The organism is Streptomyces qaidamensis, assembly GCF_001611795.1.
Classification (GTDB): Bacteria; Actinomycetota; Actinomycetes; order Streptomycetales; family Streptomycetaceae; genus Streptomyces; species Streptomyces qaidamensis.
In genome coordinates, this window is record NZ_CP015098.1 from 4,431,299 (window position 1) to 4,457,615 (window position 26,317).

Here is a 26,317-nt window from a genome sequence, read left to right on the forward strand (position 1 = left end):
GGCCGCCCCGGTGCGGTGCTCGACGTCGCGAATCCAGAGTTGCCCACCGAATCCCCGGCGAACCACACCGGAAGCCGCTATTCGCACGCAAGCGTGAGGACAAGTCGATAAACCCCTATGCGTCACTTCCGTACCGGATGGGAGCGAAAGGGGGCGTTCGAACCCGGGTGCCGCAAGGGATGAAACGTTCCAGCAGCTTTCCCGGCCGGCACCCGGCCCCGGCGCGTCACCCCCGTCCCCTCTTTCCTTTTTCGAACGTACGTACGAAACTAGAGGCATGGCCACCACCGACCGGCAGGCCACGACGCTGGCCCTCGCACACGCCCTGTCAGCCGCCGAACGCGGACTGGCCGTCCTCCCCCTGTCCCGCTCCAAGCTCCCGGCACTGCGCTCCCCGCACCACGACGACCCCGCGCCCTCCCCCTGCCACGGCGCGTGCGGCCGCCTCGGGCACGGGGTCTACGACGCCTCCAGCGACCCGGACCGCATCCGCGAGCTGTTCGCCGCCGCTCCCCGGGCGACCGGCTACGGCATCGCCTGCGGGCTGCCCCCGCACCATCTGATCGGCCTCGACCTGGACGTGAAGACCGGCACGGACTCCTCGGCCGCCCTGCGCGAGCTGGCGCTGCGGCACCTCTTCACGATCCCGCCGACCGTGGTCGTCGTGACGCCGTCCGGCGGGCGGCACCTGTGGCTGAGCGGACCGCCCGAGGTGGTCGTCCCCAACTCGGCGGGCCGGCTCGCCCCCGGCATCGACATCCGGGGCGCGGGCGGCTACCTGGTCGGCCCCGGCTCCCGCACGGCCCAGGGTGTGTACGCCGCCGCCCCGGGCACCGCACACCTGGCCCCCGCCCCCTGCCCGCGTTCCCTCCTGCGGCTGCTCCTCCCGCCACCCCGCGCCCACCATCCGCTGCCCGCCTCGGCCGGCGGGCACGGCCAGGGCCTGGTCCAGTTCGTCCTGGCCGCCCACGAGGGCCAGCGCAACACCCGCCTGTTCTGGGCGGCCTGCCGGGCCTACGAGGACGGCATCGGCCCGGCACTCGTGGATCCGCTGGCCGACGCCGCCCGGGCCACCGGCCTGTCCGAAAGGGAGGCCCGGGCGACGATCGCCTCGGCGGCACGGATGACCGGGCACCGGCCGTGAACCCGGTTCCGCCCATGACCACCACCGAAAGACCTCGATGCAACTCCACGCGAAAAGGCCGGCCCTGGCGCTCGCCCGCCTCGTCCTGGCCTCCGGCCGCCCGGTGGACCTCGCCGAGCTGCGGTTCTCGTCGACGTACGGCGACCTGCAGGACGGCTACCCCTGCAAGCCGCTGAACGACCTGCGCATCCGCAGCCTCCTGCACGCCGCCGAGCGGTCCCGTCCGGGCACACCGGTGCACCTCGTCCCGCCCCGGCGCGAGTACCCCGACCAGTACGCGGGCGGCCTCGGGCCGGTCGAGGTGCTGCCCGCCGTGGCCTGCCTCGGCACGTTCCACTCGGCGGCCCTGGACCCGGCCCGCGATCCGGTCGCCTACCGCTCGCGCCTGACGGTCGTCTGGTTCCAGACCACGCCCCGCCTGCCCTCGGACTGCGATGCCGATCCCGCGCTGCGGGACCTCGACTGGACAGTGCTCGCCCGGGACGCCCCGGCGCCCCCCTAGGGTCGCCCGATGAGCGCCTCCCGTACGGAACTGCCCCGCTGGCAGTTCGAGTTCACCTGGTCACTGTTCGAGTACCACCTGGAGCGGCTGGAGCCCGGCGACTTCCTCTGGGAGCCCGCGGAGCACTGCTGGACGATGCGCCGGGGCCCCGACGGCACCTGGATCCCGGACTGGGCGGACACCGAGCCCGACCCGGTCCCCGTACCGACCCTGGGGTGGGTGAGCTGGCACATCGGTTGGTGGTGGAGCGTCACCCTCGACCACGCGCAGGGCCGCCCGCCCCGCGACCGGGCGGACGTCGTCTGGCCCGGTGAGGGCGCCCCGACCGTCGAATGGCTGCGGGGCCTGCGCACCCAGTGGCTGAAGGTCCTGGACGACCTCACCGACGAGGACCTGGACGCCACGGCCCCGTTCCCCTGGCCGAACGATCCCGGGCACACCGTCGAGCACATGGTGGCCTGGGTCAACGCGGAGCTGATGAAGAACGTGAGTGAGATCGGCCAACTGCGGCTGCTGCGGGCTGCGTCCGTCTGAACCGTGCCCGAGGCGTACCGGTACGTCCACATCACCAACGGCAGGCCTGTGACCTGCCGCGATGCGGTTCGCTGAAGCATGCACGCGATTCCGTCGGCTCTCTCGTGCCGCTGCTCCGCTCGTCGCGCTCGTCGTTTCGCAGGGCGCATCGTCCGCGCCGGCCGCTGATGGCGGCGGTGGCGGAGGAGACGGAGGAGGCGGCGGCCGGACGGGGCATCGATCCGATCACCCCGTTCGCACAGGGCGCCTCGGTGCTCGCCGGGATGGCCCAGGTCACCCGGCCCTCCCCGTTCTACGACGCGTTCAGCCAGGCCGTGTCCCCGGCTCCCGGGGCGCGGCCACCCGGGGGCGTGACATCGTGGGGGCATGAGCATCGACGTTCGCCCGGCCACGGACTTCGATGACGTCCGTGCTGTGCTCGGGCCGAAGTCGCCCGGGGCGAACGTCTGCTGGTGCCTGAGCTACCGGATCCCCTCCCGGCTCAACAACGAACTGCGCGGCCCGGCCCGCGGCACGTACGTCGCCGAGTTGTGCCGCGCGGAGCCGCCCCCGGGCGTCCTCGCCTACGACGGTGACCAACCGGTCGGCTGGGCCGCCGTCGCCCCGCGCGCGGACACCTCCTTCGCCCGCAACCGCAAGATCCCGCACCTCGACGACCTGCCGGTGTGGTCGCTCTGGTGCGTCCGGGTCCGCCCCGGCCACCGCAAGCAGGGAATCTCGCACGCCCTCATCGCCGGCGCGGTGGAGTTCGCCCGCGGCCGGGGCGCACCGGCGATCGAGGCGTACCCCTTGGACAACGGCGACGCCAAGGTCGATCTGACGATGGCGTACGCGGGTCTGCGGAAGAACTTCGAGCGCGCCGGCTTCGCCCACGCGGCGGACACGACCTCGGTCCTGGCCGGTCATCCCCGCATTCTGATGCGCCTGGACCTGCGCTGAAAAGGCTCGACCGCTGGCGACGGGGGATGCACCAGCGGTCGAGCCATGGCCAAGGGTAACAAGCGCTTGTCCACCGCGAGCCGACTGACCGTCAGGAAACCTCCGGTTGTGACTGGTATCACTGAACTGCCGTGATTCCCGGGCCCGTTGGGCGCGACGGCCTCGTCAGTCGTCGCACGGCGGATCGTAGGAGAGCCGGGGCAGGTACTCCCGCCAGGTGTCCGGCGTCAGCACGCCCCGGGTCATCGAGCAGATGCGGCGGACGGCCGTGTCGACGTCGAGGTCCCAGAGCCGGATGGTGTCCGCGCCGCTCGACACCCCGAGCATGTCGCTGTTCGGGCTGAACGCCAGGAAGGTGCCGGTCTTGGCGTGGGGGCTCATCGACGGGCCGATCGCGGTGGCGTGCGCGGGGTCGGAGACGTTCCACAGCCGGACGGTGCTGTCGTTGCCGCCGCTGGCCAGGGTGCGGCCGTCCCGGCTGAACGTCAGCGACACGACCGCCTCCGTGTGGCCCGTGAGGCGCGTCTGCTCGGAGGCCCCGGCCGGGTCCGTGACGTCCCAGAGGCGGACCGAGTTGTCGTCACCGGCGCTGGCCAGGATCCGGCCGTCGCGGCTGTGGGCGAGCGCGTTGACCGCTCCGAGGTGACCGCGCAGAGGCGCCCCGATCAGCCTCACCCGGCCGGGGTCGGTCGCGTTCCACAGCCGGATCGTGCCGTCCGCACTGCCGCTGGCGAGCGTTCGGCCGTCCGGGCTGAAAGCGAGGTGGTTGATGTAGCCCTTGTGGCCGGTGAGAGGCGCGCCGAGCGGGCGCGGCCGGGCCGGGTCGCCGATGTTCCACAGCTGGATGGTGCGGTCGTCGTAGGCGGTGGCCAGGATCTGCCCGTCGGGGCTGAAGGCCAGCGGGTCGGCGTACCGGATACGCAGGGGGGCGGGAGAGCCGTGGCGGACCGGGCGTTCGGGGTCGCCGAGGTTCCACAGCTCCACCACCCGGTCGCCCGTCGCCACCGCGAGGGTGCGGCCGTCCGGGGAGAACTCCAGGGAGCGCACGTCGCCCTTGCCCGGGCGAAACGGTTCTCCTGTCCGGATCGGCCTGCCGGGCGTCCGCACGTCCCACAGCCGGATCCGCCCGTCCCGGGCCGCCGTCGCGAGCAGCCGCCCGTCCGGTCGGAACACTCCGGTCCGGCCGGTCATGTCCGACGTGGGCAGGGACCACAGGCGGACCTTGTTGTCGCCCGCCCCGGTGGCGAGTGTGCGCCCGTCGGGGCTGAAGCCGAGCGCGTACATCTCGCCGCTGCTGCCCGCGAGGGGCCCTCCGACCTGCGACGCGTGCTCCGGATCGCTGACCTTCCACAGGCTCGCGGTGCTGTCCGCGCTGGCCGCGGCGAGCATGTTCCCGTCCGGGCTGAAGGCCACGGACCAGACCGGCCCGGTGTGGCCGGTGAGCGGCGCGCCGACCTCGGCCGGACGGCCCGGACCGGCCATGTTCCACAGCTGTACGGTGCCGTCCGCGCTGCCGCCGGCGAGCGTGCGCCCGTCGGGGCTGAAGGCCACGGAGTGCACGGTGGCGGTGTGGCCGGTCAGCGGCGCCCCGGCCGGCTCCGGGCGCCCCGGGCCGGACACGTCCCACAGCCGGATCGTGCCGTCGTCGCCCCCCGCGGCCAGCGTCCGGCCGTCCGGGCCGAACGCCACCGACCGCACGGCTGCCGTGTGCCCGGTCAGGGGCGCGCCCCGGGCCCGCGGCCGGCTCGTGTCGGCCACGTTCCACAGCCGGACGGTGCGATCGTCGCCCGCGGAGGCCAGCGTGCGCCCGTCCGGGCTGAAGGAGATCAGGTAGATCGTGCCGTCGTGGCCGGTCAGGGGCTCGCCGAGCGGCTTCGGGTGCTCGGGGTCGGTCACGTCCCACAGCCGGATCGTGCCGTCGTCGGACGCGCTGGCCAGCGTCCGGCCGTCCGGGCTGAAGACCGCACTGCTGACCCAGCTCGTGTGACCGGTGAGGGGCCCGCCCAGGGCCTTCGGCCGCTTGGGGTCGGCGACGTTCCACAGCCGTACGGTCCGGTCGTAGCTGGCGGTGGCCAGGACCCGTCCGTCCGGGCTGAACGTCGTGAGGTAGACGGCCCCCGTGTGGCCGGTGAGGGGGGTGGAGAGCGGGGCGTTCACGATGGAGATCAGACGGCTGTTCGCACCCTTGTCGTCGGGTCGCAGCCCGTGCGCCACGAGGTCGAGCTGCGCGGACAGCGACGGATCGGCGTGCTGGACGCGGTCGGACTGGGCGAGCACCTGCTCGAAGACGGCTGCGTCCCGCTGCTTCCAGGCCACGACGGCCGACCCGCCGGCCAGCACCGCCAGCACTACCAGCGCCGCCACCGCACCCCGGCTGATCCAGGTGATCCGCCTGCGCAGCCGGACGGACGCGGCCAGGAATTCCACCGCGCTGCGGGTCAGGAACGTGTCCCCGGCGGACCTCGCCCAGCCGTGGGCCTGCTCCAGCCGGGAGCCCCGGTAGAGCAGTGAGGTGTCGCGGTTCGACTCCTCCCAGGCCCGGCCGTCCTCCTCCAGGCGCTGGCGCAGCAGATTGCCCTGCCGGTCCTCGTCGATCCAGTCGCGCAGCCGCGGCCAGGCGTGCAGCAGCGCCTCGTGGGTGATCTCCACGGTCTCCGCGTCGAGCGTCACCAGCCGGGCGCGGACCAGCGCTTCGAGGGACTCCTCGGTCTTGCCCGGGTCGGCCGACTCCTGCGCCAGCTGCCGCCGGGTTCCGCGGCGGCGCGTGGCCTGGGTGTCCTCGCCGAGGCGGACCAGGCGGAGCAGGAGCAGCCGGGCCGCCGTGCGCGCGGCCGGGTCGAGGCCGGCCCAGGCCCGTTCGGCGGTCGCCGCGACCGCGCCCTGGATGCCGCCGGCCGCGCGGTAGCCCGCCAGCGTGAGCCGGACGCCCTTCCGGCGCTGCCAGGTGGCGAGCAGGGCGTGCGAGAGGAGCGGCAGCACACCGGCATCGTGCGCCGGGCGCAGGCCGTCGGCACTGACCTCCCGGACGATCAGCTCCGCGAGGCCCGGTTCCAGCTCCAGGCCGACGGCCTTGGCCGGGCCGGTCACCGCCTCGCGCAGCTCCGCGGTGGTCAGCGGCCCGAGCACCATGTGCCGGTGCTGAAGCGCGTCGGCCAGCTCGGGGTACCTCAGGCAGCGGTAGTAGAAGTCGGCGCGGATGCCCAGCACCACGACCGCCGGGGCCGGTTCCCCGGGGCCGGCGGGCGAGCAGGCTGCGTGCAGAACCTCGATGAAGGCGCGCCGGTCCGCCTCGTCGGGGCAGAGCGTGAACGTTTCCTCGAACTGGTCCACGATCACGACCGGGCGGGCCCCGGAGGGAGCCACGCGCCGGGCCCAGGCGGCGACGGCGGCGCGAGCGGTGTCGGGGCCCGGGGCCGGTCGGTGGTCGGGTTTCGGGGCCGCTCGGGCAGCTGGCTCCTGGGCCGGTCGGTGGTCGGGTTTCGGGGCCGCTCGGGCGGCGGGGTTCGGAGGAGCGGACTTCTGAGGGGGGTTCTGAGGGGCGAGGTTCTGAGGGGGGGGGTTCTGGGGGGCGGGGTTCTGAGGGACGGATTTCTCTGCGGGGGATGGGGCGGGGCCATCTTCGGGACGGGAACCGGCGACTCCTCCGGGAGAGGACCCCGGGGCTCCCTGCGGAGACGCGTCGGATCCGGCCGGCTCCAGCCGCCGGGGCGAGGCTTCCCCGGACGGGGTCGTGGTCGGGGTCGTGATCGGCACTACGGACGCCAGCTCGGGGATGCAGCGGCTCAGCTCCGCGAGCGGATCACCCCCCGGTACGAGCTGCACGACGTGCCGCGCCCGGCCGCTGCCGCCGTTGTCCCCGCCCGGCGCACCGGCCCGGCCGCTGCCGCCGTCGTCCCCGCCCGGCGCACCGCCCCGCAGGGCAGGCACCAGACCGGCGTTCAGCAGCGAGGACTTCCCCGCCCCCGACGCACCCACGAGCATGACCAGGCCGCCCGTGTCCGCGGCGGCCCCGAGCTGGGTGACGAGCGCGTCCGTGCTCCGCTCCCGGCCGAAGAACCACCGGGCGTCCTCCCGGCGGTAGGAGGCCAGCCCGCGGTACGGGCACACTCCGCCGGGCGCGGACGCAGCCCCGTCAGCGGGCCGTTCCTCGCCCGCGGACGCGGCGGGGCGCTCGCCGACCGGGTCGGCCACCGCGCGTTCCCAGAGCCGCTGCCACTGGCCGAGGTCGTACAGGCCGGGGGAGACCGGCGTGGGCCGCGAGCGCCGCGCCTCGGGGATCAGCACCTGGAGCACGGCCGCGAGAGCGGGGAACTGGGCCGGTACGTTCCGGGCCCGACGCCAGTCGCTGATGCGCTGGGCGGACACCCGCACGGGCCGCCCGCGTTCGTCGACCCGCTGGAGCCGGACGACCGCTTCGGACACCCGTTTGAGAGGAGGGTTGCCGGCTTCCTTGTACAGCAGTGCGAGGCGTTCCGCGAAGGCGGTGCGTGCCCCCGAGTCGGAACTCAAGGTCTCAGCTCCTTATTTCCCACGCCTGGACGTCCGGACCGGAAAGCTCACTTTATATGGCTGACCTGCGGTAATGCCTTCCGCTGGACGCCGGAACCTCCTCCTCGGTGGCCGAAAATGGCAGGATCCGGACGCACCAGCGGGCTCATCCGGTCAGCTGCCGTCCGAGCCGGACGACGACAGCCCCACCGTTCGGTACCGGTCCCCACGAGGGGAGGGACCGGTGCCGGACGACGTGGTGATCCTCCCCGGCGAGCCCCTCCGCAACCCCGGCGGACCGCCCGGTTCGCCCCTGGCCGACCGCGCTCCCGGACCCTGGATAACTGACGATCCGTCAGTTATGGTCGCCCTGCCGTACCGCTTCGGAGCGACGTACAGGGGTGAGCGCAGTGGAGTCACGTCCCGAGAGCCCACAGCCGCAGGGTGCTCCGCGCTGGGTCGCGATGTTCTACCGGCCGGCCGCGGGCTCCTGGCGTACGGCAGCACAGTCGCCCCACCGCTCGCCCGTGCTGTACGCCCTCGGCGAGATGACCCGGGCCGTACGGGCCCGGGGCGACGAGATGACGGTGGCCCTGTGGGGGCCGAAGGACGGCGCGTGGCACCGGTATGACGCCCCGCCGCGGCAGACCGCCGTGTACCGGCCGGATCCTGAGCCCTCCCCCGGCGAACCGGCCACCCTGGCGGAACGGATGACCGGCCGCCGCCACCAGGTCCTCATGGCCGGCCTGACCAACGCGGGCCTCTACGACCTCTCCGCCGAGGACGACACGACCGTCCAGGCCCTGGCCGAACGGCTCGACGAGGACGCCGTACGCCGGGTCGCCCACTGGCTGACGGCCGCAGGGGGCACGCGGTAGCCGGGCCGGTTCGGCCGACGGCCTGCTGGGCAGGCAGACTCCCGACGGCCACCGGCTCCCGATGCCGTCAGAAGGGGGACAAAGCGGTATGAAGGTCTCTGTCGACCGCGATCTCTGTTACGGCTCCGCCGAGTGCGCCCACCGGGCTCCGGCCGTCTTCGACTTCGTCGACGGCTTCGGGGTCGTCCGCCCGGGCCGCGAGCAGACGGGCGAGGACCCGGAGATCCTGGAGGCGGTGGAGAAGTGTCCGAGCCAGGCGATCAGCATCACCGGGGTACCGCGGTCACCGCACGCGACGCCGGGCCGGCCGGACCTGCCGTAGGGAGGGCCGATGCCGGCGCCGAGCCTCCTCGCGGTCTTCGCCCACCCCGATGACGAGTCCCTGTCGGCGGGGGGCATCCTCGCCCGCCACGCCTCCGCGGGCGCGCGCACGGCCGTCGTCACGCCGACCTGGTCGGCGGACACCCCGCGCGCCGCCGAACTGGCCGAGGCGCTCCGCATCCTGGGCGCCGGCCCGCCCCGCATGCTGGGCTACGCCGACTCCCGCGTCCCGCGCTCGGCCCCGGGCAGACCGCGCTGGTGCGACGCCCCGCTGGACGAGGCGGTGGGGGACCTGGTCGCGCACCTCCGCGACGTCCGTCCGGAGATCGTCGTCACCCACGACGCCTACGGCGGCCTGACCGGCCACGAGGACCACGTGCACACCCACCGGGTGACCACGCTCGCGGTCCACGCCGCCGGTCTGGAACGCCTCTTCCCGGACACCGGAGAGCCCTGGCAGCCGAGCGCCCTGTACCTGGCCACCCACCCGCACTCGGCCCTCCGGGCGTGGGGCGGGCACTGGGCCCCCACGGGCAAGGCGATGCGCACGGTCCCCGGCGAACGCGTCTCCGCCACCGTCGACGTCACCCCCTGGCTGGACCGGAAGATCGCCGCGGTCCTGGCCCACCGCACGGAGGTGGCACGGGGAGCCGCGCCGGGCCTGATCGCCGCGCTCTCCACGCCGGAGCGGGAACGGCTGCTCGGCACGGAGTGGTACACCTGCCACGACCTGACGCCGACGGCGCCCGTGCCAGGCTGAGCGCCGCCCTCAGTCCGCGGCCGGCCGGCCGCCCAGCTCCAGGACGAGGTGATAGCCGCCGGCCAGGTCGACACCGGTCCGCTCGCGCAGCAACTTGACCGCGGCGATCTGCTGGTCGTCGTCGAGCAGAGCGGTCAGCTCCGCGACCAGTTCGGCGTCGAGCCGGCGCAGGGCGGCCAGCCCCTCGGCGTTGTCCGTGGGCAACGCGTGCCCGGCGGCCAGCAGTTCCACGGCCTCCCGGGCCGGGCCCCGCTTGAGCCAGGAGCCCCTGCGCAACCGCCGCACGGCCTTGCCCGTACGACCGCCCGCGGCCAGCGCCCTCGCCTCGTCCTGGGCTTCCCGCCCGACGGGGGTGATGAGGGCGGCCGTTCGCGCCTTGGTGTTCGTCATGACACTCCTGCGTCGTGGGGGTCTCAAGGCTGAAGACGGCACGGAGCCGCTTGCCGTTGCCCCATGCGGAAGGGGCGCCCCTCGACGAGGGACACCCCTTCCGGCCTGCACAGCTATGACCTGCGCGGAGGCGGTGGGATTCGAACCCATGGTGACATCGCTGCCACGACGGTTTTCAAGATCTCTCGGCCTCACGGCCAGGATGCTACTCCGCCGCAGGTCAGACGGGTATGGGCACTCCGGCCGATCCGTCGTCATCGTCGTCGTGCCCGCTACGTGCCCCATGCTCGTGGTCGTGCCCTCTGAGCCAGGAGTCCGCAGCTTCGGCCACCTGGTCATCGCGACCGGCGACCGGCCGGGCGTAGTGGCGGGTCGTGACGCTCGCGTTCGAGTGGCCGAGCCGGTGAGCGGCGGTCATCACGCCGTACCGGTCGGCGACCCAAGTCCCATGCGAGGCCCGAAGGTCATGCGGGGTCACGTCGGTCAACCCGGCCGCCGACACGGCGGGGCCGAAGTAGGCCTTGCGCCACTGGTTATAGCGGGGCGGCTTCCCCGCGGGCGTCGTGAACAGGAGCGCGTCATCCCCTCCGGGCAGGGACTCAAGATGCCGGCCAAGCTTCTTCGCGAGCGACGGGCCAACGCGAAGGAGCCGCTTCTGATGCGACTTCGGGGTGTCGAAGACCAAGGCACCGTTGGCTTCAGCCAGGTTCTCGTCGACCAGGACGAAGCCGCCGGACACGTCGATGTCCACGCGCCGGAGGGCGAACGCCTCACCGACCCGCAGGCCCGCGTACGCGAGAAGCGCGATCAGCAGGTCATGCGGCTGGGCGGCACGCCGCACGATCCGGGAGGCTTCGAGCGGGGTGAGGATGTGCGGCTCCGTCTGCGGCATAAGGAGGCTCCGGAATGACCAACACCGACGACGACCGTCGGCCGAAGTACCAGCGAATCGCGGACTCCCTACGTGAGGCGATCCGGTCCGGCGAGTACGGCCCCGGTGATCGGCTTCCGGGGGAGAACGAGCTGATGGCCGCGCACGGCGTAGCACGCATGACTGCCCGCCAGGCCTTGAGCGTGCTCAAGGACGAAGGCGTCGCCGAGTCCCGCAAGGGTGCTGGCGTGTTCGTGCGCTCCTTCCGCCCTCTGCGGCGGCGAGGCATCCAGCGGCTTGCCCAGGAGCAATGAGGCAGCGGTCGATCCATCTGGTCCGCCGACATCGAGAACCGCACGCTCGTGGTCGACCAGGTGACGGTGTCCGAGGAGGCCGCCCCGGAAGGCGTCAGTCAGGTCCTGGACCTGGCTGAGGGGGAGACCGTGTGCGTGCGGAGTCGGCGGTTCGTCCTGGACGGGAAGGCCGTTCTGCTCGCTACGAGTTATCTCCCCACATCAGTGGTGGCTGGTTCAGCTATCACGCAGGAGGACACCGGGCCAGGCGGAACCTATGCACGCCTTGCCGAACTCGGCTACAAGCCAGTGCACTTCCGCGAAGAAATCCGCTCACGCATGCCCACGAGGGACGAGGCGGCGCAGTTGAGCATCTCCGCAGGCACGCCCGTGATCCTCATCTGCCGCACCGCATTCGCGGACGAAGGCCGCCCCGTCGAAAACAACGAGATGACGCTTGACGCCGCCTCGTACATCCTGGAGTACGACTTCGACGCGTGACGCCGCGCGGCTGTTACAGGTTTCTCTACCTCATCAAGCCCCGGCTGCGCTCCGCTCCGCCGGGCGCGCTTCCCGGCTCCGCTCCGGGCGCCGCTCCTGCCTTCGGCCCGCTCCGCCCGGGCTGCGCCGACGCGCGCCCACATGTGAAACAGGCCGGGTCATGAGTCGAGAACCGCGGAGCGCGGCAACGCTCAAAGCATGCCTCCGGCGGGGGCGCTCAGGCTCCGAGATGGCGGGGGCGCCGTCTGCGAGTGCCGGCCGAGTAGTGGCGTGCGCGGGGAGCTCCCATCCCGCCTGCCATCGACCCAGGCAGAGCCGAGCAGACGCGGCCCCTGGCGTCCAGGTCGTTCGTACAGTGGCGCGCTCTACCTGGACGCCAGGAACCACGCCCGCTCCACGGTGTGTGGGTCGACGGCAGACGGGATGGGAGCTGGGGTGGGTGGCGGGTTGCGGTGGGTGAATCGCCCGCGAGGCTACTTCTGGCACCACAGGTATCGCGATCAGCTGCTGGTGGCGGCGGGCCCGACATGACCCCAGATAAGGCAGTCGTGCCACATGTCGTCCTCCGGGTCGTCGTGCACCCACGAACGGCAGTGACGGGGCAGCCGCTTCTCCAGGCGGTAGCCAGCCTTCGACGCGAGCCTCTGCGAGCCGATGTTGTCCGGATCGATCTCCAGCCACAGCCGCGGCACGCCGACGTCCCGGTGTGCCCACTCCGTCAGAAGCCGCACAGCGCTCAACGCGATCCCACGCCGACGATGCTCGGGCCGGACCCAGTATGCCAACTCGACACCCTGCTCCTCATCCATCATGAGCCCGAGCGCCGCCAGGAGACGCCCGTCATCGACGACGCCGTAAGACACCTGCCGCTTGCCAACAAGATCCCAATCACGCAAAGCGCCTTGTGCCTGAGCCGGCGAGTACGGTCCCGCCGGATACGGACCCCACAGGGCGCGGCTGGTCTCAGCGGCCGTCGCTTCGACCAAGAGGGGGGCATCTTCCGGCGTCAGCGTACGCAGCCGTCGGCCGTCAAGGTCCAGGTCCGCGGTCAGATCCACCGTTGGAGTATGCCCGAAGATCGATATACGCGTGGGTTGAAAACATGCCCCATCCGTGCCCGATAGAGCGGGAACTCACGGGGAACGGCGGGCAGTCACAGTAGCCGGACATGAGAACGACCCCCGACAAACACCCAGGTCAGGGGCCGTTCTCATTGCTCTCAGCGCGGAGGCGGTGGGATTTGAACCCACGGTGACATCGCTGCCACGACGGTTTTCAAGACCGTTCCCTTCGGCCGCTCGGGCACGCCTCCCCGCGCCGGCCGTGATCGGCGGCGCGGGGACAAGGGTAACGGGTCGGTGCGGGCGGGTGGGGGTCAGTTGTCGCCGACGCGAGATCCCAGGGTGACCTCGGCCGTACGCTGCTTGCCGCCGCGCTCGTAGGTGATCGTGACCTTGTCACCGGGCTGGTGGGTCCAGATCTCGCCGATCAGGGTGGGGCCGGAGTCGATGACCCGGTCGTCGAGCTTGATGATGACGTCGCCCGGCTTGAGGCCCGCCTTGGCGGCCGGGCCGCCCGGCTCGACCGGTGCCGCACCGCCCGCGCCCTGGCTGGTGATCTGCGCGCCGTCGGAGCTGTCGTCCAGGGAGACGGACGCGCCGATCTTCGCGTAGACCGGCTTGCCGTTCTTGATCAGCTCCTGGGCGACGTACTTGGCCTGGTTGATCGGGATGGCGAAGCCCAGGCCGATCGAGCCCGACTGGCCGGTGCCGAAGCCGCCGTTGCCGGTCGACTGGATCGCGGAGTTGATGCCGATGACGTTGCCCCGCGCGTCCAGCAGCGGACCGCCGGAGTTGCCCGGGTTGATCGAGGCGTCGGTCTGCAGGGCGCTCATGTACGACGCCTGGCTGCCGCTGCCGTCGCTGGAGGCCACCGGGCGGTTCTTGGCGCTGATGATGCCCGTCGTCACCGTGTCGGACAGGCCGAAGGGGGCGCCGATCGCGATGGTCGAGTCGCCGACGGCCACCTTGTCCGAGTCGCCGAGGGTGAGCGGCTTCAGGTCGGAGGGGGCGTCCTTGAGCTTGATGACCGCCACGTCGTAGCCCTGCGCGTGACCGACCACCTCGGCGTCGTACTTCTTGCCGGTCGGGAAGGTCGCCGTGAGCTTGCCGCCGTCCACCGCGTCCGCCACCACGTGGTTGTTGGTGACGATGTGGCCCTGCTTGTCGAAGACGAAGCCCGTGCCGGTGCCGCCCTCGCCGCTGGTGCTCTCGGCCTCGATCGTGACCGTGCTCGGCAGCGCCTTGGCGGCGATGGCCGCGGTCGTGCCCGGGTCGCGCTTGACGTCGCCGCCGTTCGCGGAGGCCGAGACCGTCGTGGAGCCGGTGCTCTCGTCGTTGTCCTTCGCCAGCACGTAGCCGAGCCCGCCGCCCATGCCGCCCGCGACCAGCGCGGCCACCAGGACCGCTGCGACCAGGCCGCCGCGTCCGCGGCCGGACTTCGGCGCCGGCTGCTGGTACGACGAACCCCAGCCGCCCGGACCGGACCCGGAACCGCCGTCGCCGTAGGGGGCGGTCGGCGGCGGGGGCGGGGGCCAGGACGGGTCGGGGGCGGAAGAGGAGGCGCCGGGGTGGCCGGCGTCGCCGGAGGCGCCCTGCCCCTGGGGGGCCTGCCCCTGGGCGTCCTGCCCGTACGGCCCCTGGGGGGCCGGTGCCTGGGACGCCGGAGCAGCGGGAGCGTCCACCGGCACGGGGGGTGCGGACGGGGCGGGGGGTACCGCGGTGCCCTCGTTCTCGGTGCTCACAGCTTCTCTCCTAGATCCACGGCTGTTGTCCGGGTCGCACTCGGTCACGCTTTTTCACGCCGGCCGACGGGTCCGGCGCGATGGAGCTGTGCTTGTCCCTTTGTATGCCGTCAGCTTTTCCCACCGGCCGTCAGAGCACCATAAGCGGCGGCTGTGCGTCCGGGGCCATCCTTTATATAGGTCATTACTGGCGAAAAGGATGCAATCCCAATGCCTCCGTCCGGACCTGCGCATACGTCGAGTCCGTCCGACCGGACGCGTACCCGCACTCGGTGGCACCATGACGCGGTGACCCACGCACGACAGCACGTGATTCAAGTCGTCGCCCACCGCGGAGCCTCCGAGGACGCCCCGGAGCACACCCTGGCCGCGTACACCAAGGCGATCGAGGACGGCGCGGACGCCCTCGAATGCGATGTGCGCCTCACCGCCGACGGCCACCTGGTGTGCGTACACGACCGCCGGATCAACCGTACGTCCAACGGCCGCGGAGCGGTCTCCGCGCTGGAGCTCGCCGACCTCGCCGCCCTGGACTTCGGCTCGTGGAAGACAGGCGAGGCCTGGAAGGGACGCGACGAGGAACCCGACTGGGAGCACCGCCCGGAGGACCGCGAGGCGACCTCGGTCCTCACCCTGGAGCGGCTGCTGGAACTCGTCGCCGACGCGGGGCGCCGCGTGGAACTGGCCATCGAGACCAAGCACCCCACGCGCTGGGCGGGCCAGGTCGAGGACCGGCTACTGGTCCTGCTGAAGCGGTTCGGCCTCGACGCCCCGGCCTCCGCGGAGGAGTCCCAGGTGCGGGTCATGAGCTTCTCGGCCCGTTCGCTGCACCGCGTGCATGCCGCCTCGCCGACGCTTCCGACGGTCTACCTGACGCAGTTCCTCTCACCCCGGCTGCGCGACGGGCGGCTGCCCCCGGGCGTGCGGATCGCGGGCCCCTCCATCCGGATCGTGCGCAATCACCCCACGTACGTCGAGCGCCTGAAGCAGTCCGGGCACCGGGTGCACGTGTGGACCGTGAACGAGCCCTCGGACGTGGATCACTGCGTCGGGCTGGGCGTCGACGCCATCATCACCAACCGCCCGCGCGCGGTGCTGGACCAGCTCGGCCGCTGACGCCCGGCGTCGACCGGCCCCGGCATCGGCGTCGGCGTCTCTTCGGTGTCGGCGTCTCTTCGGTGTCGCCAACCTCTCAAGTCACACCAGACCCACGCACACCTCTTGACCTCATGCCCCAGCGGACGGGATCCTCCGATCTCGGCCACACCGACGGTTTCCGGCCAGCCGATGACAGGGAGTGCTCCGGCGCGTTCGATCCGTAGTCGGCCGTGGTGAATGCGTCATGGGACGTGGATTGGCCGGTTTCCGGTACAGGCCAATGGGGCATCCACACCGTGGCGTGGGGCGAAGGAGGTCTCGGGGGTGGCGTTGGTGGTGGCACAGGAGGTGCCCACGTCGTCGAGCATGGCCGTACCCCATGGCCCTGCGGGCGTGGGGGAAGCGCGACACCGGATGCGTACGCAGTTGCGCGGAGGTGGAGTCGCGGAGTCGGTCATCGACGACGCCGTACTGATCCTTTCCGAACTCTTGAGCAACGCGTGCAAGCACGGCAGACCCCTGGGCGACGCGCTGTCCGGTGACGGTGACGTCCGTGCCGCCTGGCGCGTGGACCCGGCCGGCCGGCTCATCGTCGAGGTCACGGACGGCGGCGGCCCGACCCGCCCCGCCCCCGCGACCCCGTCGGTCACGGCGCACGGCGGCCGCGGACTGAACATCATCACCGCGCTCGCCGACGACTGGGGCGTACGCGACGACATCCGCGGCGAGGTCACCGTGTGGGTCATCGTCCACGATGACGTCCACGACCCGGACGCGAGCCACCGCCGCGACGACTTCGCGACGCGAGTCGCCGCCCCCGCGGTCTCCCGGATACCCGGGCTTGACTTCGCAGACGTCTTCGACGACATGGACTGACGCGTACGCCGCGCTGGAGAGGGCGTTGTCCACAGGGCCCGGTGACGCGGGGCACGAACGGCTAGGCTCGCGACCGTACGAGACGAGCCGTAACCGGGAGACCCATCGATGGCCAAGAAGCGACCCCAGACGAAGGCCAAGCGCCCGCAGACCACGGGCGGGGCCCGCACCGCAGGTGCTGATGGAGACGTTCCGGTCGTCGGCGCCCGCGAACCCTGCCCCTGCGGCAGCGGCCGCCGCTACAAGGCCTGTCACGGCCGGGCCGCCTCCCACGCCGCGACCGAGCTGGTGCACCGCCCCTTCGAGGGCCTGCCCGGCGAGTGCGACTGGGTGGCCCTGCGCGAACTGGTCCCGGCGGCCACGGTCGAGCTGACCCTCAAGGACGGCCTGCCCGAGGGCGTCCCCGCGGTCACGCTCGCCACGGTCCTGCCGATGGCCTGGCCCGCCCTGCGCCGCGACGACGGCTCGGTCCTCATCGGCCTGCAGAACGACACCTCCTCCGGCGACATCAGCCGCGACCTCGCCGACACGCTCCAGCGCGCCCTGGAAGCCCAGCCCGGCACGCCCGTCCAGGGCCGCCGCGCCCCGGCCGACAGTCCGCGGCTGCAGGATCTGCTCGACCCCGAGGGCGCGTTCGAGCCAGAAGTGCACAGCGGCTTCGAGTTCTGGGTCCCGGACCCGGAGAACGCCACGCCCGACGTGGCCGCCTCCCTGGAGCGGGCCAACGCCGCGGCCATCCCGACCGTCAAGCTCCAGGGCGTGGACGCCGCGTACTGGTGCGAGACGCCGGAGAAGAACCACCTGCGGTGGGTCATGCCGCACGCCGAGGAGCTGCTCCTGGACGCCCTCGCGCGGCTGCACGCCGCGGGCCGCTCCAGCCTCGGCGAGGGCACCCGCCTGGTGGGCTCCTTCCGCGCTCACGGGCTCACGGTGCCGGTCTGGGACCTGCCGAGCGGGGTCACGGCCGAGGATGTGGAGAAGCCCGCGGCGGAGTTCGCCGAGCGCCTCGCCGCCGCCCTGGCGACGGACGCGCCGCTCACCGCGGAGGAGCGCCGGGCCCGCGGCGGTCTCACCAACCGGCAGGTCACGCTCAGCTGACACCCGCTCCGGCGCCCGGCCGCCCGGTCCGCCGGCGGGCCGGGTCGTCGCGTCCGGGAGGACCACAACTCCCGGCGCGGACAAGCCAGTCGGTGACCGGAAAGGCGAGTTCGAATTTGCGAACCGCCGATCTCTTGTTACCGTTCCTGTAGCCCGGTTGCTGGTGCATCCCCCGTCGCCAGCAACCGGGTCTTTTCGTGTCCGCTTCCCTTCACGGAACGCAGCCGCTCTTCAACTTCCCTTTCCCCCGGGCGAGTTACTTCCCGAGCGCAGCAGCAGCGGGCCCCGCCCGCCCCGCTCGGCGAACTCCGCGACAGCCGTGTACGCCGCCGGATTCCCGTGCGTCGGCTCCCGGGGCGTCTCACAGGTCCCCGGCTCGTCCTCCGCCCTCACGGCGCACGTCATCCGCACGCTCCGGTCCTCAGGACCCATCAGGCTCAGTACGGCGTCCAGCGGCTCGCCCGTCGCGTTGCGGTAGTAGGTCCGCGCCCAGGTCTCGGCACCCTGCGTCACCACACAGGTCTGGGCCTCGATGCCGTCGGGCGAGGAGAGTCCGGGGCCGCAGCGCACGGCGGTCGACAGCCCTTGGCCGAGCAGGGGGCGGCCGGGGACGGACGCCCCGGGTGCCTTGCCGACGGTGCGCGGGGAGGGACGCACGGCACCGGATTCGGACGCACGGCCATCGGCGCCCACCGACTCCACAGTGCCCTTGGAACCCGTGGCCCAGACAGAGCTCTTGGAACCCACAGAAGCCTTGGAACCCGCGGAGCCCACAGTGCCCGTGGACCCCGTGGACCCCACGGATCCCGCGGACGCCACCGCCAAGGGCAGTGCGGCCGCGCACGCCGCCACGACACCCGCGAGGGCGAACAGTCTGGTCTTTCGGGGATCCCGGGAGCGGCCCCGGGCATGACGCCGCATGGTTCCGGAACTTAACGCGCCGGGGCGGGCGCCGGGCTCGGCGCGCCCGACAGCCCTACAACTCGGGCGCGCTCACACCCGTACGAGTGAGAGCTTCGACCACGGCGTCCACCACGGCCTCGACATCGGGCACCCACGGCGAGGCGGAGCCGGGCAGCGGCGCGCGCTCCCAGCTGATCTCGCCCTGGCCCGTCTCGGACGGTGGCAGGGCCAGGTAGCCGCCCTCGCTGTGGAAGCGGAGGGAACCGGGCACGAAGTCCTTGGCGTAGAGCAGTTCGCCGAGCTGCTCCATGGAGTACGGCTTGACGAGGATCGCCCAGCGGGCGGGGGAGGCGACGACCGGGCCGAGCCGCATGCCCATCTCGTCGAGCGCCTTGAGGGCGCGGGCGGCCGGGAGGGCCGGCAGCGATACCGCGCAGGGCGCGTGGCCGCCGGTGGCCAGGACGATCGGCGCCGTCGGCCGGTTGCCCCACCACCAGCGCACCATGCGTTCGTCGGTGGTGGCCGCGAGGAGGCCGGGGTCGAAGGGGTGGGCGCCGGGCACCGTGCAGTCGGGGTCGGGGCAGCTGCAGCGGGAGTGCCCCTGCGGGTCCGCCGCCACGCCCGGGAGTACGGGCCACTGCCATTCCGTCGCGTAGGTCAGGGCCGCGCCGATCAGCTCAGGCCTGTCGCTGCGCTGGGACAGGAGCCTGCGTCGCCTTCCGAGGATCTCGCGCATGAGCGCTCGTTCCTTTCCGTTGCACGCCTGGCAACACCGTGGTCCACATCACATCATGTGTCGATCGCTTCACTGTGCGTACCTGTTGGCGCATCACACCCCTGCTGAAAGCAAGGGGAACCCCTGTGGGTCGAGCTTCGGGCTGCCTCCGCGGCCGTCCCGCCCATACTGCGTCTACCGAAAGCACGGGCGTGGCGTAGGGGTGGCGAAGTATGGCGTTTGCCGTCGCGCGTATTTCTCTCCGCCTCCGCCACGGGAGGATGGGGCACGGTCGTCGGTGGATAGGACGCCCGGTTCCGTCACCAGGTTCCGGGTGATTCCCAACCACCCCTGGCCTTCACCGAGTACGTACCCATCACGACCGCTGTGACGCTCCGTCGAGCAAGCCCAGTCGACCGCAATAAGCCGTCCCCTGAGGCAGTTTTAAGCCAACTTTGCATTTCCGCAAGAGGAAGGGGAGTTGTTCTCTCGGTCCTCACGGACACCAGGAATCCCGGCAGGACAATGCTGGACATCTCCTCACGAGTGCGTGTACATGTGGAGACACTGCTAGCGACGCAGAATGACATGGGGGTTTGCGATGCTTTTGAGCAGTACGTACCGGTTGGAAGGCCGGACGCCATGAACGCTCCGCACCCTCCGAAAGTGGCTGGAATCGATTCAACGGTTCCGGCACCCGCACACACTGTCGCGCCCGTCGCGGCGGGTGCGTCCCCGGCCGCTCCCGCGAACCCCCCGACCCCTCCCGGCGCGGTGCTCCAGGACCGCCTCGCCGGCTGGGTCTCCGACCTCACCACCCTGCACGAACTCACCGAGCGCCTGGCCCGCACGGCCGCGCTCGACGAGGCGCTCCAAGAGCTGCTGCGGGCCGGCGCCGCTCTGGTGGGCGCCCGGCGCGGCCTCCTCGTCCTGGAACCGGGCGACGGACTCGGCCCGGACACCACCATCGGCCTCGGCCTCGCCCGCGCCGACCTCGGCCACATCGAGACGGTGCCGCGCAGCGCCCTGTCCTACGGCCGGATCCTCGACGGGCTGACCGGCGGCGAGGGAGGCATCGCCGAACCGGACCTGTTCGCCGTGGAGGGGCTCGACCCCCGGCACCGCGAGGTCGCGGCCCGCCTCGGCTACGCCGCCAGCTACGCACTCCCCCTGACCACCGACACCGCGGGCCGCCTCGGCGTCGCCGTGTGGCTCTACGACGAGCCCGCCGAACCGGGCGAGCGGCAGCGCCATCTCGCCGGCCTCTACGCGCGGTACGCCGCCGAGCACCTGGCCCGCCTTCTCGAACTGGAACGCACCCGCACGTCCATGGCGACGATGTCGGACGAGCTGCTGCCCGCCAGGCTGCCCCGGGTCGCCGGCGTCCAGCTCGCCGCCCGGCACCGCACCGGCCCGCGCGGAGGCGGCGACTGGTACGACGCGCTGCCGCTGCCCGACGCGGCCCTCGGCCTCGCCGTCGGTTCCGTCACCGGGTCGGGCCCGAGCGCCGTCGCGGCGATGGGGCGGCTGCGGGCGTCGCTGCGCGCCTACGCCGTGATGGAGGGGGAGGACCCGGTCGCCGTCCTGTCGGACCTGGAGCTGCTGCTGCGCCTGACCGAACCGGCTCGCTCGGCAACGGCCCTGTTCGGCTACTGCGAACCGGCCGCGCGCAAGATCACGCTGGCCGGGGCCGGGCACAGCCCGCCGCTGCTGATCGGACAGCGCCGTACCGAGTTCGTGGAGACGTCCGTCTCCGCCCCGCTCGGCATGCTCGCCTGCTGGGAGGCGCCCAGCGTAGAGATCCTCGCCGAACCCGGAGAGACGGTTCTGCTCTACACCGACGGTCTGCTGCACCGCATGGGCGAGGCCACGGACCGCGCCTTCGCCCGGCTGCACGCGGCCGCGGCCGGAGTGCCCCGGGCCCTGCGCGGCGACCCCGGCGCGATCGCCGACCACGTCCTGCGGAGCGTGCTGCCGGACGGGCTGGACGCCGCGGAAGGTGCGGAGGACGTCGTCCTGCTGGCGGTCCGTTTCGAGTAACGCTCCTCGTCATCGCCCTGAGGCCGCTTCCGCGCCGCCGTACAGTGGAGGACGGTCCAGTGCCGTATCGAGGAGGATGACCGTGGCCGAGGAGCTCATCCCGGAGACCCCGGACGAGAGCGAAGAGCCGATCAAGCAGCGGAAGAACGGACTGTACCCGGGCGTGTCCGACGAGCTGGCCGAGAACATGAAGAGCGGCTGGGCCGACACCGAGCTGCGCGACCTGCAGCCCATCGCCCAGGCCGCCGAGACCGCCGCCCGCCGGGCCGCGCTCTCCGCCCGCTTCCCGGGCGAGCGTCTGGTGATCCCCGCGGGCAACCTGAAGACCCGCTCGAACGACACCGAGTACGCCTTCCGCGCCTCCGTCGAGTACGCGTACCTCACCGGTAACCAGACCGAGGACGGCGTCCTGGTCCTGGAACCCAAGGGCGAGGGCCACGAGGCGACGATCTACCTCCTGCCGCGCTCCGACCGGGAGAACGGCGAGTTCTGGCTGGACGGCCAGGGCGAGCTGTGGGTCGGACGCCGGCACTCCCTCACCGAGGCCGGGACGCTGTACGGCATCCCCGCCTCCGACGTGCGCGAGCTGGCCGACGCCCTGCGCGAGGCCACCGGGCCGGTGCGGGTCGTGCGCGGCTACGACGCCGGCGTCGAGGCAGCCCTGACCGACAAGGTCACCGCCGAGCGCGACGAGGAGCTGCGGGTCTTCCTCTCCGAGGCGCGCCTGGTCAAGGACGAGTTCGAGATCGGCGAGTTGCAGAAGGCGGTCGACTCGACCGTGCGCGGCTTCGAGGATGTGGTGAAGGTCCTCGACAAGGCCGAGGCGACCTCCGAGCGGTACATCGAGGGCACGTTCTTCCTCCGCGCGCGCGTGGAGGGCAACGACGTCGGCTACGGCACGATCGCCGCCGCCGGGCCACACGCCTGCACGCTGCACTGGGTGCGCAACGACGGGGCCGTGCGCTCGGGTGAGCTGCTGCTGCTCGACGCCGGTGTGGAGACGCACACGTACTACACGGCCGACGTCACGCGCACGCTGCCGGTCAACGGGCGGTTCGACGAGATCCAGCGCAAGATCTACGACGCCGTGTACGAGGCCCAGGAAGCCGGGATCGCGGCGGTGAAGCCGGGCGCGAAGTACCGCGACTTCCACGACGCCGCCCAGCGGGTGCTGGCCGAGAAGCTCGTCGAGTGGGGGCTCGTCGAGGGGCCGGTGGAGCGGGTGCTGGAGCTCGGGCTGCAGCGGCGCTGGACCCTGCACGGGACCGGGCACATGCTCGGCATGGACGTGCACGACTGCGCTGCCGCGCGGGTCGAGGCGTACGTCGACGGTGTCCTGGAGCCGGGGATGTGCCTGACCGTGGAGCCCGGACTGTACTTCCAGGCCGATGACCTGACCGTGCCGGAGGAGTACCGGGGCATCGGCGTGCGGATCGAGGACGACATCCTCGTCACCGAGGACGGCAACCGGAACCTGAGCGCCGCGCTGCCTCGGCGGTCCGACGAGGTCGAGGCGTGGATGGCGTCGCTCAAGGGCTGAGTTCCGCCCCTGGACGTGCGTCCAGGAACAATGCCCCTGCCAGCAGGGCCCCGCTGCCCCTCGGGGTCCAGGTGCGTTCCGTGAGGCCGGTGTCCAGGGGGCGCTCCGTGCCGCCGCGCCGGCCTCCGTCGCCGTACCGCCCGCTTCCAGGACCCCGCGCGCTCCCGCCTGGACGCGGCGCAGCCCCACGGGCCCCCGCTGTGTACAGCAGTTCCGTGTCCTGGAGCGTGGACATCACCGTGAGCAGGGCGTCCAGCCTGGCCTGGGGTTCGGTGGCGACCTGGCTGCGGACCGTGGTGAGGGCGGTCAGGGCGCGGCGGTCCGGGTGGGCGGCCCGCTGCTTGGCCGATCGCGCCCGGGTCGCCGATCAGGGCGTCGACGGCGGCCCGGGGCAGCGCCTCGTCCTCGGGGTCGTTGCCGTGCTGTGTTCCCGTCATGGCATCCGGAACGTAGGGGCACGACCCCTCAGGGGCATGAGGCCCGGCTGTGAGTCCCCCGTGAAGGAGCCCGGCGGGCACGTCCGACCGGTCGGTCAAGAAACAGCAGGTCAGCGGTAGTTGACGTATGAGATCATGGCCGACCTTGCCGGGCCGAATCGGGGAACGGGCGCGATCACCATGAAGAACGTTCAGACGGCGCTGACCATGCAGGACGCCATCCTCACCCTGCAGAAGTACTGGAGCGACAACGGCTGCATGATCACGCAGCCGCTGAACACCGAGGTCGGAGCCGGTACGGCCAACCCGGCCACGGCACTGCGGGTGCTCGGTCCCGAGCCGTGGAGCGTCGCATACGTGGAGCCGAGCGTGCGGCCGGACGACTCGCGCTACGGCGAGAACCCCAACCGGCTCCAGACCCACACCCAGTTCCAGGTGATCCTCAAGCCCGACCCGGGCAACCCGCAGGAGCTCTACCTGGGCAGCCTCCGCGCCCTGGGTGTCGACCTGAACGCCCACGACGTGCGGTTCGTCGAGGACAACTGGGCCTCGCCCGCCCTCGGCGCCTGGGGGCTGGGCTGGGAGGTCTGGCTGGACGGCATGGAGATCACCCAGTTCACCTACTTCCAGCAGGTCGGCGGCGTCGCCCTGGACCCGGTGTCGGTGGAGATCACGTACGGCCTCGAACGCATCCTGATGAACCTTCAGGGCGTGTCCCACTTCAAGGACATCGCGTACGCGCCGGGCATCACCTACGGAGAGGTGTTCGGACAGAACGAGTACGAGATGAGCCGCTACTACCTCGACGACGCCGACATCGACACCAACCACCGGCTGTTCGAGTCGTACGCCGCCGAGGCCCGGCGCCTGCTGGACCTGGAACTGCCCGTCCCCGCGTACACCTACGTGCTGAAGTGCAGCCACACCTTCAACGTGCTCGACGCGCGCGGCGCGATCAGCACCACCGAGCGCGCCAAGGCGTTCTCGCTGATGCGCGGCCTGACGCACGAGACGGCCAAGCTGTGGGAGCGGCGGCGGGCCGCGCTGGAGCATCCGCTCGGGCGGGCGGCGGCGCCGGCTCCGGCCGAGCGGACCATGCTCCCCAAGGTGCCCGGCACCGAGACGCTGCTGTTCGAGATCGGCGTGGAGGAACTGCCCTACGCCGACGTCCCCGCCACCACGGAAGCGGTGCGCGAGTCGGTCACCGCCAAGCTCGCCGCTACCCGGCTGGGGCACGGCGCGATCACCGTGATGGCCACGCCTCGCCGGATCGTGATCACGGTCGACGGGGTGCAGCCGCGCGAGCGGGACACCATGCGGACCGTGCGTGGTCCCAAGGTCGCCGCCGCCTTCAAGGACGGCGCCCCCACCCCCGCGTTGCTGGGCTTCGCCCGCAGCCAGGGCGCCGAACCGACGGACGTGCGGATCGTCGACGTCAACGGGATCGAGTACGTGGCCCTGACCCGGCACGAGGAGGGCCGGCCGGCCGTCGAGGTGCTCAGCGGCCTGCTGGCCGAGGTCGTCTCCGGGCTGCGGGCCGGGCGCAACATGCGCTGGAGTGATCCCGGGCTGTCGTTCTCGCGTCCCGTGCGCTGGCTGCTCGCGCTGCTGGGCCGTACTCCCCTGCCCGTGGTGGTCTCCTCCCTCTCCGCGAGCGACACGACCCGGGTGCAGCGGCAGGCCCCCTACCCGGAGGTCCGGGTGACCTCCGCCGAGGGCTATCCGCACTTCCTGCACATGCACGGCATCCTGCTCGACCGGGACGCCCGGCGCGGCGCGGTCGTGCGCGGGGCCCTGGAGGCCGCCGCCGAGGTGGGCGGGCGCATCGACGTGGAGGGCCAGGCCGGGCTGATCGACGAGATCACCGACATCCTGGAGTTCCCCTACGCCGTGCGGGGCTCGTTCGACGAGCGCTACCTCGAACTGCCCGCGAGCGTCCTGACCACCGTGATGCGCAAGCACCAGCGCTACCTGCCGGTGCTGGACGGCGAGCGGCTCATGCCGCACTTCGTGACCTTCGCCAACGCCCTGTGCGACGACGACGTGGTGCGGGCGGGCAACGAAGCGGTGCTGCGGGCCCGTTACGAGGACGCCGCGTTCTTCTGGCGGGCGGACCTGAAGGTGGCACCGGAGGAGTTCCGGCGGCGGCTGGACAAGCTGACCTTCGAGGACCGCCTCGGCACGGTCGCCGACCGCGCGGTCAGGCTCGCCTCCCTCGCCCAGGACCTGGCCGGACGGGCCGGGCTCCCGGAGGAGTCGGTGGAGGTCGTGCGGCGGGCCGGTGCCCTGGCCAAGTTCGACCTGGCCTCGCAGATGGTGATCGAGTTCTCCGGGCTGGCCGGGGTCATGGCGGAGGAGTACGCCCGCCGGGCCGGCGAGTCCGCTGAGGTCGCCCGGGCGCTGGCCGAGATGGAGCTGCCACGCTCCGCCGGCGGCGCCCTGCCGACCGGGGACGCGGGTGCCGTGCTGTCCCTCGCCGACCGGTTCGACCTGGTGACGGGCATGTTCCTGATCGGCGCCGCACCGACCGGGAGCTCCGACCCGTACGGTGTGCGCCGGGCCGCGATCGGGCTGCTCAACGTGTTGCGGAGCCTGCCCGCCGTGGCCGGGGTGCGGGTGAGTGAGGGGCTGCGCGCGGCGGCCGTGCGGTACGCCGCGCAGGGCGTCGAGGTGCCCGCCGAGCGGGTCGCCGAGGCCGCCGAGCTCATCACCCGGCGCTATGAGCAGCAGCTCACCGACGCCGGGCACGAGCACCGGCTCGTCCAGGCCGTACTGGTGTGGGCCGACCGGCCCGCCCACGGCGATCGCACGCTGGCCACCCTGGAACGGCACATCGGAAGCGAGGCGTTCGAGGCACTCGCCGCCGCGTTCCAGAGGGTGGTGCGCATCCTGCCCGAGGGCGGTGTCGAGGCGGCGGACGTGTCCCTGCTGACCGCGCCCGCGGAACTGCGTCTCGCCGAGAGCGCACAGGCCGTACGGCAGGCGCTTCAGGGGCGGGAGGACGATCTCGGTGCGCTGATCGAGGTCTCCGCCCCGCTGGTCGACGCGATCGGCGTCTTCTTCGACGAGGTGCTGGTGATGGACCCCGACCCCGCGGTCCGGGCGGCGCGGCTGGCGCTGCTGTCGGAGGTGGCGGGGCTGGCGCGTACGACGCTGGACTGGGGCGCGCTGTAAGGACGCCCACCC

General features: G+C 72.3%; 20 protein-coding genes, 1 tRNA gene and 2 pseudogenes. 14 read left to right on the forward strand and 9 right to left on the reverse strand.

Annotated features, from left to right (window positions below):
• Positions 1 to 277 precede the first annotated feature (277 nt).
• The 4 genes from A4E84_RS19565 to A4E84_RS19580 all read left to right on the forward strand — a co-directional run bounded on the left by A4E84_RS19565 (position 278) and on the right by A4E84_RS19580 (position 3,119).
• Positions 278 to 1,144 (forward strand): bifunctional DNA primase/polymerase, encoded by an 867-nt coding sequence (locus A4E84_RS19565; RefSeq protein WP_062927819.1) that lies wholly within the window; start codon positions 278 to 280, stop codon positions 1,142 to 1,144.
• 37 nt (positions 1,145 to 1,181) lie between these two features.
• Positions 1,182 to 1,646 (forward strand): hypothetical protein, encoded by a 465-nt coding sequence (locus A4E84_RS19570; RefSeq protein ID WP_062927820.1) that lies wholly within the window; start codon positions 1,182 to 1,184, stop codon positions 1,644 to 1,646.
• A gap of 9 nt (positions 1,647 to 1,655) precedes the next feature.
• Complete coding sequence (locus A4E84_RS19575; RefSeq protein ID WP_062927821.1) at positions 1,656 to 2,180, forward strand: DinB family protein; 525 nt, start codon at positions 1,656 to 1,658, stop codon at positions 2,178 to 2,180.
• A gap of 366 nt (positions 2,181 to 2,546) precedes the next feature.
• On the forward strand, positions 2,547 to 3,119 hold the full coding sequence (locus tag A4E84_RS19580) for a GNAT family N-acetyltransferase (RefSeq protein WP_062927822.1): 573 nt from the start codon (positions 2,547 to 2,549) through the stop codon (positions 3,117 to 3,119).
• A 165-nt stretch (positions 3,120 to 3,284) separates the two neighbouring features.
• On the opposite strand, the gene A4E84_RS19585 is transcribed toward A4E84_RS19580, so the two are convergent.
• Positions 3,285 to 7,628, reverse strand: coding sequence for an nSTAND1 domain-containing NTPase (locus A4E84_RS19585; protein ID WP_062927823.1), 4,344 nt, complete (start codon positions 7,626 to 7,628; stop codon positions 3,285 to 3,287).
• Between the two features lie 389 nt (positions 7,629 to 8,017).
• Between A4E84_RS19585 and A4E84_RS19590 the strand changes: the two genes are divergently transcribed.
• From A4E84_RS19590 to A4E84_RS19600, 3 genes are all read left to right on the forward strand, one after another.
• Positions 8,018 to 8,485 (forward strand): hypothetical protein, encoded by a 468-nt coding sequence (locus tag A4E84_RS19590; RefSeq protein ID WP_237304958.1) that lies wholly within the window; start codon positions 8,018 to 8,020, stop codon positions 8,483 to 8,485.
• A gap of 88 nt (positions 8,486 to 8,573) precedes the next feature.
• Complete coding sequence (locus tag A4E84_RS19595) at positions 8,574 to 8,807, forward strand: ferredoxin (RefSeq protein ID WP_062927825.1); 234 nt, start codon at positions 8,574 to 8,576, stop codon at positions 8,805 to 8,807.
• 9 nt (positions 8,808 to 8,816) lie between these two features.
• Positions 8,817 to 9,566 (forward strand): PIG-L deacetylase family protein, encoded by a 750-nt coding sequence (locus A4E84_RS19600; protein ID WP_062927826.1) that lies wholly within the window; start codon positions 8,817 to 8,819, stop codon positions 9,564 to 9,566.
• Between the two features lie 9 nt (positions 9,567 to 9,575).
• Here the strand turns inward: A4E84_RS19600 and A4E84_RS19605 are convergent, their stop codons facing one another.
• Together A4E84_RS19605 and A4E84_RS19610 are read right to left on the reverse strand one after the other, a co-directional pair.
• On the reverse strand, positions 9,576 to 9,956 hold the full coding sequence (locus tag A4E84_RS19605; RefSeq protein ID WP_062927827.1) for a hypothetical protein: 381 nt from the start codon (positions 9,954 to 9,956) through the stop codon (positions 9,576 to 9,578).
• 220 nt (positions 9,957 to 10,176) lie between these two features.
• Positions 10,177 to 10,851 (reverse strand): annotated as a pseudogene (locus tag A4E84_RS19610) (tyrosine-type recombinase/integrase); the annotation flags it as partial.
• Positions 10,852 to 10,862: 11 nt separating this feature from the next.
• Here A4E84_RS19610 and A4E84_RS19615 point away from each other — a divergent pair.
• Positions 10,863 to 11,621: pseudogene (locus tag A4E84_RS19615) on the forward strand (GntR family transcriptional regulator).
• 500 nt (positions 11,622 to 12,121) lie between these two features.
• Here the strand turns inward: A4E84_RS19615 and A4E84_RS19620 are convergent.
• The 3 genes from A4E84_RS19620 to A4E84_RS19630 all read right to left on the reverse strand — a co-directional run bounded on the left by A4E84_RS19620 (position 12,122) and on the right by A4E84_RS19630 (position 14,424).
• Positions 12,122 to 12,679, reverse strand: coding sequence for a GNAT family N-acetyltransferase (locus A4E84_RS19620; protein ID WP_062927828.1), 558 nt, complete (start codon positions 12,677 to 12,679; stop codon positions 12,122 to 12,124).
• A gap of 167 nt (positions 12,680 to 12,846) precedes the next feature.
• Positions 12,847 to 12,933 (reverse strand) — tRNA-Ser (locus A4E84_RS19625).
• Positions 12,934 to 12,996: 63 nt separating this feature from the next.
• On the reverse strand, positions 12,997 to 14,424 hold the full coding sequence (locus A4E84_RS19630) for a S1C family serine protease (protein WP_062927829.1): 1,428 nt from the start codon (positions 14,422 to 14,424) through the stop codon (positions 12,997 to 12,999).
• 288 nt (positions 14,425 to 14,712) lie between these two features.
• On the opposite strand from A4E84_RS19630, the gene A4E84_RS19635 reads away from it, so the two are divergent.
• From A4E84_RS19635 to A4E84_RS19645, 3 genes are all read left to right on the forward strand, one after another.
• Positions 14,713 to 15,540, forward strand: a complete 828-nt coding sequence (locus A4E84_RS19635; protein WP_062927830.1) for a glycerophosphodiester phosphodiesterase — start codon at positions 14,713 to 14,715, stop codon at positions 15,538 to 15,540.
• 219 nt (positions 15,541 to 15,759) lie between these two features.
• Positions 15,760 to 16,398: an ATP-binding protein gene (locus A4E84_RS19640; protein ID WP_062927831.1), complete on the forward strand. Its 639-nt coding sequence runs from the start codon at positions 15,760 to 15,762 to the stop codon at positions 16,396 to 16,398.
• A 108-nt stretch (positions 16,399 to 16,506) separates the two neighbouring features.
• Positions 16,507 to 17,496, forward strand: a complete 990-nt coding sequence (locus A4E84_RS19645) for a DUF5926 family protein (RefSeq protein ID WP_062927832.1) — start codon at positions 16,507 to 16,509, stop codon at positions 17,494 to 17,496.
• A 231-nt stretch (positions 17,497 to 17,727) separates the two neighbouring features.
• On the opposite strand, the gene A4E84_RS45785 is transcribed toward A4E84_RS19645, so the two are convergent.
• Both A4E84_RS45785 and A4E84_RS19655 read right to left on the reverse strand, forming a co-directional pair.
• A complete protein-coding gene (locus tag A4E84_RS45785; RefSeq protein WP_062927833.1) occupies positions 17,728 to 18,417 on the reverse strand; it encodes a hypothetical protein in 690 nt (229 codons plus the stop codon).
• Between the two features lie 55 nt (positions 18,418 to 18,472).
• Positions 18,473 to 19,135, reverse strand: coding sequence for a bifunctional DNA primase/polymerase (locus tag A4E84_RS19655; RefSeq protein ID WP_062927834.1), 663 nt, complete (start codon positions 19,133 to 19,135; stop codon positions 18,473 to 18,475).
• A 504-nt stretch (positions 19,136 to 19,639) separates the two neighbouring features.
• Between A4E84_RS19655 and A4E84_RS19660 the strand changes: the two genes are divergently transcribed.
• Entirely contained in the window at positions 19,640 to 21,154 is a 1,515-nt protein-coding gene (locus tag A4E84_RS19660; protein WP_079129024.1) for a PP2C family protein-serine/threonine phosphatase, read from the forward strand.
• A 76-nt stretch (positions 21,155 to 21,230) separates the two neighbouring features.
• The gene (locus A4E84_RS19665; protein WP_062927836.1) at positions 21,231 to 22,694 is read left to right on the forward strand and encodes an aminopeptidase P family protein; all 1,464 of its coding nucleotides are present in this window, start codon (positions 21,231 to 21,233) and stop codon (positions 22,692 to 22,694) included.
• Here A4E84_RS19665 and A4E84_RS40870 read toward each other — a convergent pair.
• A complete protein-coding gene (locus A4E84_RS40870; RefSeq protein WP_107308351.1) occupies positions 22,684 to 23,004 on the reverse strand; it encodes a triphosphoribosyl-dephospho-CoA synthase in 321 nt (106 codons plus the stop codon). The genes A4E84_RS19665 and A4E84_RS40870 overlap by 11 nt on opposite strands.
• Before the next feature lie 307 nt (positions 23,005 to 23,311).
• On the opposite strand from A4E84_RS40870, the gene A4E84_RS19670 reads away from it, so the two are divergent.
• Positions 23,312 to 26,305, forward strand: coding sequence for a glycine--tRNA ligase (locus A4E84_RS19670; protein WP_062927837.1), 2,994 nt, complete (start codon positions 23,312 to 23,314; stop codon positions 26,303 to 26,305).
• The last annotated feature ends 12 nt before the right edge of the window (positions 26,306 to 26,317 follow it).

Bases quoted from the DNA above. Each gene is read 5' to 3' on its own strand.
- A4E84_RS19565 (WP_062927819.1), top strand. From the start codon at position 278: ATGGCCACCACCGACCGGCAGGCCACGACGCTGGCCCTCGCACACGCC.
- A4E84_RS19570 (WP_062927820.1), top strand. From the start codon at position 1,182: ATGCAACTCCACGCGAAAAGGCCGGCCCTGGCGCTCGCCCGCCTCGTC.
- A4E84_RS19575 (WP_062927821.1), top strand. From the start codon at position 1,656: ATGAGCGCCTCCCGTACGGAACTGCCCCGCTGGCAGTTCGAGTTCACC.
- A4E84_RS19580 (WP_062927822.1), top strand. From the start codon at position 2,547: ATGAGCATCGACGTTCGCCCGGCCACGGACTTCGATGACGTCCGTGCT.
- A4E84_RS19595 (WP_062927825.1), top strand. From the start codon at position 8,574: ATGAAGGTCTCTGTCGACCGCGATCTCTGTTACGGCTCCGCCGAGTGC.
- A4E84_RS19600 (WP_062927826.1), top strand. From the start codon at position 8,817: ATGCCGGCGCCGAGCCTCCTCGCGGTCTTCGCCCACCCCGATGACGAG.
- A4E84_RS19605 (WP_062927827.1), bottom strand. From the start codon at position 9,956: ATGACGAACACCAAGGCGCGAACGGCCGCCCTCATCACCCCCGTCGGG.
- A4E84_RS19640 (WP_062927831.1), top strand. From the start codon at position 15,760: ATGCGTCATGGGACGTGGATTGGCCGGTTTCCGGTACAGGCCAATGGG.
- A4E84_RS19645 (WP_062927832.1), top strand. From the start codon at position 16,507: ATGGCCAAGAAGCGACCCCAGACGAAGGCCAAGCGCCCGCAGACCACG.
- A4E84_RS45785 (WP_062927833.1), bottom strand. From the start codon at position 18,417: ATGCGGCGTCATGCCCGGGGCCGCTCCCGGGATCCCCGAAAGACCAGA.
- A4E84_RS19655 (WP_062927834.1), bottom strand. From the start codon at position 19,135: ATGCGCGAGATCCTCGGAAGGCGACGCAGGCTCCTGTCCCAGCGCAGC.
- A4E84_RS19660 (WP_079129024.1), top strand. From the start codon at position 19,640: ATGCTGGACATCTCCTCACGAGTGCGTGTACATGTGGAGACACTGCTA.
- A4E84_RS19665 (WP_062927836.1), top strand. From the start codon at position 21,231: ATGACCGTGGCCGAGGAGCTCATCCCGGAGACCCCGGACGAGAGCGAA.
- A4E84_RS19670 (WP_062927837.1), top strand. From the start codon at position 23,312: ATGAAGAACGTTCAGACGGCGCTGACCATGCAGGACGCCATCCTCACC.